At 50.0% G+C, this 2,417-nt stretch carries 1 protein-coding gene; it reads right to left on the bottom strand.

Annotation, left to right across the window (positions count from 1 at the left end; translation table 11 throughout):
- Window positions 1–528: 528 nt before the first annotated feature.
- Window positions 529–2,007: an ArnT family glycosyltransferase gene (locus BMOU_RS10620; protein WP_235143786.1), complete on the bottom strand. Its 1,479-nt coding sequence runs from the start codon at window positions 2,005–2,007 to the stop codon at window positions 529–531.
- Between the last annotated feature and the right edge of the window lie 410 nt (window positions 2,008–2,417).

The following is a 2,417-nucleotide window of genomic DNA, read 5'->3' on the forward strand; positions in this document are numbered from 1 at the left end:
TTTTTTCCAGGGATAGGAATCGCTGCAAGTCAGTTTTGGTCTGAATCACGGCGCGCCCCTCTTTGCAGATGCTCTGCATCTGTGGTCCTCTCTTTTTGCTGCTAAGGGGAATTATAAGGGGTCAGGGGAGACAAGTCCTTTGCGGGGATATCCTCTCGGATATGGCGGAACTGGAGGGATTGCCGCATTGCTTGTTTTCGTTGATGAGGGTTGTATATTAACCCTATCCGTACGGTGCGCCGTTCGCCGTTTCAGTTCAGATAGCTTTGCTGTACGCTGTCAAGCATGCATGCCGATGTGAACCTGTCGAGATAGGTGCCACGAACGGCATCAGGGGAAAACCCACCACCACGGTCTATACTCCGGTACACAATGATTCGACCATTGAATATGGCGGATCCTCATACAGCGAAGTCAGCGGGTACACGCTACTGGTAAGGAGATAGGTTCAAGCTTGCAACTTATAGCGCTGTAATACGTTGTGTCGGTATCAATGCGAATATGTGATGAATGTCGTTATGAGCATCACTATCGGCGTTTGTAAACAACGGCATCCGTTCCTTTAATGGTGATGGTTTGTACGGGCCGATACTGTCGACGCAAGATGTTGTCGATAGTTGGTTTCGTTGTGTGTTGCACTACGATATACTCCGCTTGAGCGGTGGCGAATTCATCACGCAACAGTTGCGTGTAGCTGTCGCTGCATGATGCTTCCCAATCTTGAAGCCAAGCGAATCGATATATTGGCGTCAAATTATATTGCAGATATGCGTTGGGCTTCATGTTATACAGCACCACGCTGCCGTTGGCCTTTTGGATAACCTGTTCCAACTCGGGCTCGTCATACACCGGTTGGGACCAGATAAACTTGTTATCTTGTACGGCATGGCATCCGCATAGCAAGGCCATAATCAGTCCCAATACTGCCAGTGTCTGCCAGCGCATGCCGGCATATTGGCAGGCAATGCCCAGAAGAATTGGTAGGAAGATCGCAGCTATCGCGGCATAATGATGGTATGGATTGATGTTGAGGAACAGGGCCACAAATAGGATGCCGGATATCGCTATGGTGCAATCGGTGAGATTGAAATGACGTTCGAGCAGCATGTGCGCTAGGGAGGTTAGCACCATGGCACATGGTACTAACAGAATGAGTACGATGGTGCTGGGCTTCTCGGATAGCAGGCCGCCAGAATTCTCCGCATAGTTGATATTGAATAGTACTGTGCCATATATGAAATCGTAGAGTGCATGGTGCACCGCAAAATAGATACAGAATGGCACCAGTGGCAGGGCCACACCAGCGATAAACGTCAGAGCGCACTTGAACAATGCCGCCCATTGTTTCCACCGGAGGAGCACCATGGCGATGACCAGTACGCTAACACATACGGATAATGCGTTAGTCAAGCGGGAAAGCAGGCAGACGCTGAACGATATTCCATATACGAAAGGATGCCACCATGGCACGATGGCTACAGAATCATGGTTCGTCTGTTTAAACCACCGGACGGCAATCAGTAGGGACAGAGCGAGGAAAGGAAAGCAAAGAGGCTCAGTCATGTCCCAAGAGGGGGCGCATAGAATGCCAATCCATATGGCGGATATCCATGCGATTATCATTGCTGCTACTGTGCCGTATCGTTTGGGAACAAATTCCTTGGCAATCAGGTACAACATATTCACCGTGATGGCGGCCCAGATGATGATGAGCAAGAAGATGCCCAACGCTGAGCCCGTGAGTTTCCATCCGACCATATTAAACAAGAAGATCATAGGGCCTTTTTGGTCCCAGAAATCCACGTATGGCACACCGCCCTCGGCCCAGATTTTGCCGGTAAGCTCAAAAATGTACTGGTCGGAATACGCCTCGAGGACTTGAGGATAGATGGGTGAGAGAAGATCCGTGAGTGTAATCAGCATTGCGGTGAATACAGAGTTCACCACAATCGGAATCGCACACGGTGCCATGCGGATACGGTTCAGTGATGAAGCTGATGATGCCATTGGTGCACTACATGCCATTGATGTATCGCCCTTTCATTGAATGGATACACGCAGTTATTTCTGGTATCGCCAGATCTGAACTCTTGGGTCGTTGGTGAGGTATGCGATGAGCGTGTCGCGGCGGTCGCCATATAGGTACGCGGTTTTTTCCAGGGATAGGAATCGCTGCAAGTCAGTTTTGGTCTGAATCACGGCGCGCCCCTCTTTGCAGATGCTCTGCATCTGTGGTCCTCTCTTTTTGCTGCTAAGGGGGAATTATAAGGGGTCAGGGGAGACAAGTCCTTTGCGGGGATATCCTCTCGGATATGGCGGAACTGGAGGGATTGCCGCATTGCTTGTTTTTCGTTGATGAGGGTTGTATATTAACCCTATCCGTACGGTGCGCCGTTCGCCGTTTTCAGTTCAGATAG

The sequence above is a fragment of the Bifidobacterium moukalabense DSM 27321 genome, assembly GCF_000522505.1.
Classification (GTDB): Bacteria; Actinomycetota; Actinomycetes; order Actinomycetales; family Bifidobacteriaceae; genus Bifidobacterium; species Bifidobacterium moukalabense.